Raw genomic sequence first — 8,935 nt, forward strand, 5'->3', positions numbered from 1 at the left:
ATGTTTGAGAAGATCAAAAAAGTTTCGATCGTTATTCCTGTTTATAACGAAGAAGAAAGTTTACCCCAATTGTTGAAAAGAACGATCGCAACCTGCCAACAACTTGAGCAGAAATATGAAGTCATTTTGGTAGATGATGGTAGCCGTGACAACTCTGCCGATATTTTAATCCAAGCGGCTGAATTCCCTGAAAATAATGTGATTGCTATTTTGCTTAACCGCAATTATGGGCAACATTCCGCCATTATGGCGGGATTTCATCAGGCTGATGGTGATCTGATTATTACGCTTGATGCTGATTTACAAAATCCGCCAGAAGAGATCCTTCGTTTAGTTAAGACAGCAGAAGAGGGTTATGACGTCGTGGGAACACGTCGTGCTAACCGTCAGGACTCTTGGTTCCGTAAAAGTGCGTCCAAAATAATCAATGCGATGATCATCAAAGCTACGGGACGTTCAATGGGGGATTATGGTTGTATGTTGCGGGCTTACCGCCGTCATATTGTACGTGCGATGCTGCAATGTCATGAACGCAGTACTTTTATTCCCATACTCGCTAATACCTTTGCACGTAAAACGATAGAAATAGATGTGTCTCATGCAGAGCGTGAGTTCGGGGATTCCAAGTACAGTTTCATGAAATTGGTAAATCTGATGTATGACCTTCTGACTTGCCTGACTACGGCTCCATTGCGGTTATTGAGTGTAGTGGGAAGCGTCATTGCCCTAACGGGTTTCTTGTTAGCGGTGTTGTTGATTACTCTACGCCTTATTTTTGGCTCAATGTGGGCTGCTGAAGGTGTATTTACCCTATTTGCTATCCTTTTCATGTTCATTGGTGCACAGTTCGTCGCAATGGGATTACTTGGTGAATATATCGGCAGGATATATAACGACGTTCGTGCCCGTCCGCGTTATTTTATTCAAAAAGTGGTCGGAGTTAGAAAGACCAACGATAATCAGGAAGAAAGCTAATGAAAGCAGTTATCTTTGCCTATCATGATATTGGTTGTATCGGACTTGATGCGTTAGTAAAAGCGGGTTTTGATATTCAGGCTGTATTTACACATACAGATGATCCGCATGAAAATAACTTTTTCTCATCTGTTGCGCATATTGGTGCTGATTTAGGGGTGCCTGTATTTGCACCTGAAAATGTGAATCACCCGCTATGGGTTGAACGCATCCGTGAAATGAAACCAGATGTTATTTTCTCTTTTTACTATCGCAATATGCTTGGTCAGGAAATTTTATCATTGGCTGAAAAAGGCACATTTAACCTTCATGGCTCCCTATTGCCGAAATATCGTGGTCGTGCTCCGGTTAACTGGGCAGTACTCAATGGCGAGACAGAAACAGGCGTCACATTGCACAAAATGCTGGCAAAACCGGATGCAGGGGATATTGTCGCGCAGCAAGCTGTACAAATAGATGAAACGGATACTTCACTGGATGTCCATAGAAAAATACGAGAAACAGCCGTTGAATTATTGAATGGCATTCTTCCTCAGATTAAATCAGGCCATTATCCATCAATCCTACAGGATGAAAGTCAGGCAACTTATTTTGGTCGTCGCACCGCTGAAGATGGTGAAATAGATTGGAATAAATCAGCTAAAGAAATTAATAACTTAGTCAGGGCAGTGACAGAGCCATACCCAGGTGCATTTACTTTTTTGGGTGAGCGTAAAATTACAATCTGGCGCTCAAAACCACTCAATCAGGCTCATGGCAAACCTCCCGGAACCATCATTTCCACGGAACCCTTTGTTATTGCCTGTGGTGAAGGTGCGTTGGAAATTATCAGCGGACAGGGAGAGTCAGGTCTGTATGTACAAGGCAACCGACTCACGCTTGAAATGGGCATTGTGGCGGGTGTTTATGTTGGCCCTAAAGCCATGGCACAAGTTAGTCGTCGGAAACGTGTCTTGATTTTGGGTGTTAACGGATTTATTGGTAATCATCTGACAGAACGTTTGTTGGCTGATGGCAACTATGACATCTATGGAATGGATATTGGTTCTTCTGCTATTGAACGGTTCATTGGCAATCCGCGTTTTCATTTCATTGAGGGGGATGTCAGTATCCACACGGAATGGATCGAGTATCACATCAAAAAATGTGATGTCGTGCTTCCATTAGTGGCGATAGCTACCCCGATTGAATATACCCGAAACCCATTACGTGTCTTTGAACTGGATTTTGAAGAAAACCTGAAAATTGTTCGTTATTGTGTGAAATACGGCAAGCGGATTATTTTCCCTTCAACATCTGAAGTTTATGGTATGTGCGACGACAAGGAATTCGATGAAGATACTTCACGCTTAATTGTGGGACCAATTAATAAACAGCGTTGGATCTACTCTGTTTCCAAACAACTACTTGATCGGGTTATCTGGGCATACGGTGCGAAAGAAGGCCTGAAATTCACTTTATTCCGTCCATTTAACTGGATGGGACCAAGATTGGATAGCTTGAATTCGGCTCGTATTGGTAGCTCAAGGGCAATTACCCAATTAATTCTGAATTTAGTTGAAGGTTCCCCGATTAAGCTGGTGGATGGCGGTGAGCAAAAACGTTGTTTTACCGATATTCATGATGGCATTGAAGCATTATTCAGGATCATCGAAAACCGGGATGGGGCGTGTGACGGCCAAATTATCAATATTGGTAATCCGACAAATGAAGCCAGCATACGGCAATTGGCTGAAATGCTGTTAGATAGCTTTGAAAAACACGAACTTCGGGGTCATTTCCCACCATTTGCCGGGTTTAAGAAGATTGAAAGTAGTAGCTATTATGGTCAAGGTTATCAGGATGTTGAACATCGTAGACCCAGCATTAAAAACGCGGAGCGTTTGTTGGGGTGGAAACCCACTATTGATATGAAGCAAACCATTGATGAAACATTGGATTTCTTTTTGTGTGGAGCCGTTGAAGAACTGAAAATAAAACACTAGAGATTCATTGGAAATTAGAGCGATATCAGGAATTAAATGTAATGAAACAAGTTGGTTTGAGAATTGATGTGGATACTTATCGAGGCACAAAGGAAGGTGTACCACGATTGCTTGAGATTTTGCAGAAGCATGATATTCAAGCCAGCTTTTTCTTCAGTGTTGGGCCGGATAACATGGGGCGTCATTTATGGCGCCTGTTGCGGCCTAAATTCCTTTGGAAGATGTTGAGATCAAATGCAGCATCCCTTTATGGCTTGGATATCTTGCTGGCGGGTACAGCATGGCCGGGTAAAAAAATCGCAAAAGATCTGGGTTACTTGATGAAACAAACAATGGATGCAGGTCATGAAGTTGGTTTGCATGCGTGGGATCATCAAGGCTGGCAGGCTAAAGTGGGGTACTGGTCTGAAGCTGAACTCGCAGAGCAAGTGCGATTGGGAGTTAATGCATTGGAAGTGGCGACAGGGCAGCCTGTTACATGTTCGGCTGTTGCTGGCTGGCGAGCGGATGAACGTGTACTGACGGTTAAACAGAGTTTTGAGTTTGATTACAATAGCGATTGTCGCGGAATACATCCATTTAGGCCACTTTTGCCTGATGGAAACTTGGGCACTGTACAAATTCCTGTCACATTACCGACTTATGATGAAGTTGTTGGCACACAGGTCAGCGATGATGGCTTTAATCATTTTATCCTTGAAGCCATCAAAAATGATCGTGGTGTTCCGGTTTATACCATTCATACCGAAGTTGAAGGTATGTCGAAGTCTTCACAGTTTGAAACACTATTGAACATGCTTCATCAGCAAGGTGTTCAGTTCTGTAAATTAAGCCATTTATTACCTGAAAATAGAGACACGCTTCCTGTTGGGAAAATTGTACGTTCAGATTTTCCCGGTCGTGAAGGCTGGTTAGGTTGCCAACAAGGGGTATAACACAGTTATGTTGAATACTCGGACGAGTAAAGCTGGAGCCGTTCTGATGGCTCTTTTTTTTATTCTTACTTATCTATTACCTCTGGATAGCCGCCTATTATGGCAACCGGATGAAACGCGGTATGCTGAAATTAGCCGGGAAATGCTGCAACGTGGAAATTGGATTGTTCCTTACTTCTTAGATATCCGCTATTTTGAAAAGCCTGTTGCTGGCTATTGGTTTAATAATATCAGCCAATGGATTTTTGGACATAATAACTTTGCTGTTCGTTTTGGCTCAGTATTCAGCATCCTAATAAGTGCATTTTTGTTTTACCGACTTGCCATGATGATGTGGCAATGTCGCCAGACGGCTTTAGTTGCGAGCCTAATTTATATTTCCATGTTTATTGTTTTTTCCATTGGTACCTATAGTGTCCTTGATCCGATGTTCTCTTTATGGGTTACCGCAGGGATAGTGAGTTGCTATTGGGCACTTAAGGCAGGAAGTACTCGGGAACGGGTTCTGGCATGGTCTGTACTAGGGCTGGCTTGCGGCATGGCTTTTATGACCAAGGGATTTCTGGCATTGGCGTTACCTGTGATAGCAATGGTACCCATCACAATATACCAGAAACGGTTTTTGGAAATGGTTCGTTTTGGACCTATCGCCGTTATATTTGCTGTTTTAATTAGTTTGCCGTGGGTGATTGCAGTTGCTTTGCGCGAGCCGGATTATTGGCATTACTTCTTCTGGGTAGAGCATATACAACGTTTTGCTTCTGAGAAAGCACAACATATTGCGCCTATTTGGTATTATTTGCCAATATTAGTATTAGGTGTGATTCCGTGGTTGGGATTACTACCTGGTGCGCTGGTTAAAAGTTGGAAAGAGAAAAAGAGCCATCCAGAGATGTTTTTCTTGTTCTGCTGGTTCATTGTTCCATTTGCATTTTTCAGTATAGCAAAAGGAAAATTACCAACTTATGTTTTACCATTTATCGGCCCATTGGCACTGATGATGGCAAAATATGCTGTTGATTGTGTCAAAAACGGCAATATGAAAGCATTAAAAATGAATGGGCTAGTGAATATTTTCATTGGAGTGGTTGCTATTTTAGTGCTTTTTGTCATGGAAACCTTGATCAGTCAGCCTCTCTATCAACCCAATGAATGGCTGAAATGGATTATGGGCATTATTGCCTTTGGGGCTTGGGGTGGGATTGGTTATTTATGCTTCATTCATGATGGTAAATATTGGTTATGGGCTGCGGCCTGTTCCATCGTGCTCAGCTTATCGATCGGGACTGCATTGCCTAACAAAACAATTAATTCCAAACTTCCTCAGCACTTTATTAGACAAAATGAAAAAGAATTGGCAGATAGTAAATATATCCTGTCCCAGTCCGTTGGAGTAGGCGCGGCAATTGCATGGGAATTAAAACGCAATGACATTTATATGTTTGATCGTCCGGGCGAATTGGAATATGGGCTTAATTACCCAGATAGCCGATATAGATATATAACACAAGAAAAATTTCCCGAATGGTTAGAGAAAGCGCGTAAAGAAGGTCAGGTTGCGATTGTTTTCCTGTTGTCTTCAAAAGGGGAACTTCCTGAATTACCTAAGCCAGATAGAATACGCAGTAATCATCGTTTTGTCCTTGTGATTTATCAAAAAAAACCATGAACAATAGCATAGCATTATTATTTTTGGTTAGTTTACTAACCTGTGCTGGACAACTATGTCAGAAGCAGGCAGTTGTTTGTTGGCAAAAAAAAGATACCCCCCATAAAGGGGTATCTATGGCGATATGGCTGTCCAGTGCTATTCTTCTGTTGGGCATAGGAATGATATTTTGGCTGCGATTATTACAATTTTTGCCGCTGAGCATTGCATATCCTATGCTCAGTATAAATTTTGTAGTCGTGACTCTGATTGGGCAATTTTTATATCAGGAAAAAGTGGGGCTAAAACACTGGATCGGCGTTTTTGCGATTATGCTGGGAATTTTATTGATGAGCCTGAGTTAATGAAAGGTTATCTTTGGGGAATAGCGAGCGCCTTGTTGGTCACTTTAGCTCAGTTGCTACTGAAATGGGGAGTTGCCCGTTTGCCAGAACTTTCGTTGTCAGTACATTGGCTGGATATCGATTGGCTTTGGGCAAATCATACTCCTTTGCTGATGGTTATGGCTGGGTTGGCGGGATATGCACTGTCCATGTTATGTTGGTTTTTTACCTTGAAATATCTGCCATTGAATAAAGCGTATCCTATTATTAGCTTGAGTTATGTTTTTGTTTATTTAATGGCGGCTTTATTGCCTTGGTTCAATGAAACAGTTTCATTGTTGAAAACGGCAGGAGTGGCTTTTATCTTATTAGGCGTTTGGTTAATTAACCGACCAGAAAATAGGTAACTATTGGAGGAATAAGATGAGTGGATGGTAATATGAATCATCTTATCAAGTTCATTGATGTTATAGGGGTGTTGTTACCATATTTTTCTTGGTTTAGATCCCTAACTGCGTAGAAATGATATATGGAGCATTGGGCTATTAGTAAAAACAGTAGTAAAAAATAGCTCAAATTAACCCTAATTGCACGAAAGGAAGCAAAACTGAAAGCGTATTAAATTCACGGTGATAGTAAGAAATGGCGGGTGTTGAAGTTTCTCTCCATCAAGAAAATTAGCAAAATAGTGCCTTACTCTTCGTTGTGTAAGACACTCTCTCTTCTTTGATGGGGTGTCTTACCATCCCGTCAAATCCGGATAGATAAACATTGTGCTTTAACGGGCAATTGCCACATTCGCTTTAATATGTTTAAGGTGAACGACAATCGTAAAGGTCACAACCACCAATAATGACCATGCCCCCCATTTTCCTGCATGAACAACAGACCAAGCGCCTAATTGATTCGGGTATTGCCAGATCCCAAAGAAGGTGCCGAAGTTTTCTGCCAACCAAATAAAAAAACCAATCAGTATAAAAGCAAGTAATAATGGCATTTTGCGTTCTTTATCCAACGGTGTATAAAAAACAGTACCACGTGCATACAAACCGAAAATAAAAGCAGTTAAGTACCAGCGGTAATCATCAATATAATGATGACTAAAGAAGTTGATATAAATTGCCAGTGCCACCAGTGTTGCCATCCAATACGGTGGGTAATGCTCAATGCGTACCTTAAAAAAGCGCCATGACTGTATAATGTAGCTCCCCACGGCAGCATACATAAAACCTGTAAATAGCGGGACTCCCCAAAGCTTAGTAAACGCAGCATCAGGATATTGCCATGAACTGATAGATGCTGATGTTTTAAATAGCTCCATTATAAAACCGACTAAGTGGAAGACGCAGATCGCTTTCAATTCATCCCATGTTTCGAGTTTTAACCGTATTAGTAATGCTTGAAAGGTTACTGCAAATACTAATAGTACATCATAACGTGGTATGCCCATGATGCCTTTTGCCGGAACCAAAAATAAAGCCAAAAAAAAGAAACCAGCAAATAAGCACGAGCGTGCATTAATCAATCCAAAGAAAAGAAACTCTAAAATAAATCGCTTAACACCTGTGCTGTTATTGGGCTTATGATCCATTAATAAGTTATCAACTTTACGCAGAACATTCAGTTTTTGGCACATAATTTCCATTTAATTAACCTGTTGGTGTTATTTGTTGTCAATTCGCTACGATAATGCCTATTTCACACCGCGAATTCTAGCAGGATTTGAGCAACTATTCACCAGCATCTATTGAATAATCAGGTTAAGCATATTCGGGTGTACGTATGGCGTGTTAACTCTTATCGCTCGCATTTTAGCGAGCGATATCAGTATATTGGAATTCCCTGTTTCATGGTTATTTAAAGTGAGTATGAGGAGATGGGTGGCAAACATGGCCTTTTATCAGCCAGATTATAATGTCGTCATAGTGATACGACAGTCACTTCAATGTAAATTCATTTTTTCATCTCAATAATGTAGTAGCTGCCATTTTCTGTGGAAAAATTCAAGTTGTAGATATTTGTAATAGAGAGTCCAGCCTGTTTTGCCATAGATTCAAATTCTGATTGATACCGTTTCCGGCCTAACAGAAGGGTATCCATATATAAATCAAATGATGCAGCATCATTTGGTTCTTTAATCATATCGATAACATATAAAACGGAATCTTCCCGCATTGCTTTATGGCAATTTTTCAGAATATCAATGGCTTGATTATCTGGCCAATCATCCAAAACATTTTTTATGCTATAAGCATCATATCCTGATGGAATAGCAGAAAAGAAATTGCCATTAATGAAAGTAATTCCTTCTGATTCTTGTCTGGTAAAATCATATTGATCCATGACGTGACATTGGATATGTGGATAATGTATTTTTATCTTTTTTGAAAAAGAACCTATCCCACCCCCGATATCAATAAATGAAGAAATGCCATTTAAAGGAATATGTTCAATAATATGTTTATTCATCTCATCGGTCATTTTCGCCAATAAATTATCAAAAATAGTTTTGATATTTTTATTATTTTCATGATTGAGATAATCAAAAAATGGCTCATGATGGGTAAGTTCAAAAGCAGATTTTTCATTCGTTTTACTTAAGGACGCACTGTATTGTGACCAGGCGTTCCAGAAGGCAGGATCTAATTCGAACTTTATATATAATGTTTCAAAACTGTTTGGATCACTGAGTGATGCCCATTGTTCAGTAAGGTAAAATTTATCATCTTTTTTTGTTAACACATTAAGTATTTGCATATAATCCAATAACCTATGGAATCTATCCTGATAAACATGGCATAGCTGAGAAAGTTGTTCCACTGTTTTACCATCTTGGGTACTTAAATATAATGGTGCTTTGCTGTCTACAAAAGCAAATAGTGCATTCGATTTACGATAGGCTGTAACCATTTCCAATGACATTATTATTCTCCTATTCAAATTTTTAAATAGATTGATTCGCCTGATTTTTGAATCGATTGGGTTAGTGGATATACCCTAAAATCTCAAGCTAACTTGAGGTCAAGTAATATTTATCTAATTACATCT

Annotated in this window: 8 protein-coding genes; 6 read left to right on the top strand and 2 right to left on the bottom strand. The window is 40.1% G+C overall.

The window, feature by feature from the left end; translation table 11 throughout:
* From arnC to arnF, 6 genes are read left to right on the top strand one after another with little or no spacing between them, the layout of a single operon-like run.
* Positions 1-975, top strand: coding sequence for an undecaprenyl-phosphate 4-deoxy-4-formamido-L-arabinose transferase (arnC, locus tag AB204_RS06885; RefSeq protein WP_047962650.1), 975 nt, complete (start codon positions 1-3; stop codon positions 973-975).
* Positions 975-2,960: a bifunctional UDP-4-amino-4-deoxy-L-arabinose formyltransferase/UDP-glucuronic acid oxidase ArnA gene (gene arnA, locus AB204_RS06890; protein WP_047962642.1), complete on the top strand. Its 1,986-nt coding sequence runs from the start codon at positions 975-977 to the stop codon at positions 2,958-2,960. The genes arnC and arnA overlap by 1 nt, the downstream gene beginning before the upstream one ends.
* 41 nt (positions 2,961-3,001) lie before the next feature.
* Entirely contained in the window at positions 3,002-3,895 is an 894-nt protein-coding gene (arnD, locus tag AB204_RS06895; RefSeq protein WP_047962643.1) for a 4-deoxy-4-formamido-L-arabinose-phosphoundecaprenol deformylase, read from the top strand.
* A 7-nt stretch (positions 3,896-3,902) separates the two neighbouring features.
* Positions 3,903-5,564 carry a lipid IV(A) 4-amino-4-deoxy-L-arabinosyltransferase gene (gene arnT / locus AB204_RS06900; RefSeq protein ID WP_047962644.1) on the top strand — a complete coding sequence of 554 codons (1,662 nt, stop codon included), beginning with the start codon at positions 3,903-3,905 and terminating at the stop codon, positions 5,562-5,564.
* On the top strand, positions 5,561-5,908 hold the full coding sequence (arnE, locus tag AB204_RS06905) for a 4-amino-4-deoxy-L-arabinose-phosphoundecaprenol flippase subunit ArnE (RefSeq protein ID WP_047962645.1): 348 nt from the start codon (positions 5,561-5,563) through the stop codon (positions 5,906-5,908). Before arnT ends, arnE begins: the two co-directional genes overlap by 4 nt.
* Positions 5,908-6,294: a 4-amino-4-deoxy-L-arabinose-phosphoundecaprenol flippase subunit ArnF gene (gene arnF, locus AB204_RS06910; RefSeq protein ID WP_047962646.1), complete on the top strand. Its 387-nt coding sequence runs from the start codon at positions 5,908-5,910 to the stop codon at positions 6,292-6,294. Before arnE ends, arnF begins: the two co-directional genes overlap by 1 nt.
* A 371-nt stretch (positions 6,295-6,665) precedes the next feature.
* On the opposite strand, the gene AB204_RS06915 is transcribed toward arnF, so the two are convergent.
* The gene (locus AB204_RS06915) at positions 6,666-7,532 is read right to left on the bottom strand and encodes a DUF817 domain-containing protein (protein WP_047962647.1); all 867 of its coding nucleotides are present in this window, start codon (positions 7,530-7,532) and stop codon (positions 6,666-6,668) included.
* Positions 7,533-7,840: 308 nt separating this feature from the next.
* On the bottom strand, positions 7,841-8,809 hold the full coding sequence (locus AB204_RS06920; RefSeq protein ID WP_047962648.1) for a methyltransferase: 969 nt from the start codon (positions 8,807-8,809) through the stop codon (positions 7,841-7,843).
* Positions 8,810-8,935: the final 126 nt, after the last annotated feature.

Source organism: Xenorhabdus khoisanae (assembly GCF_001037465.1).
Classification (GTDB): domain Bacteria; phylum Pseudomonadota; class Gammaproteobacteria; order Enterobacterales; family Enterobacteriaceae; genus Xenorhabdus; species Xenorhabdus khoisanae.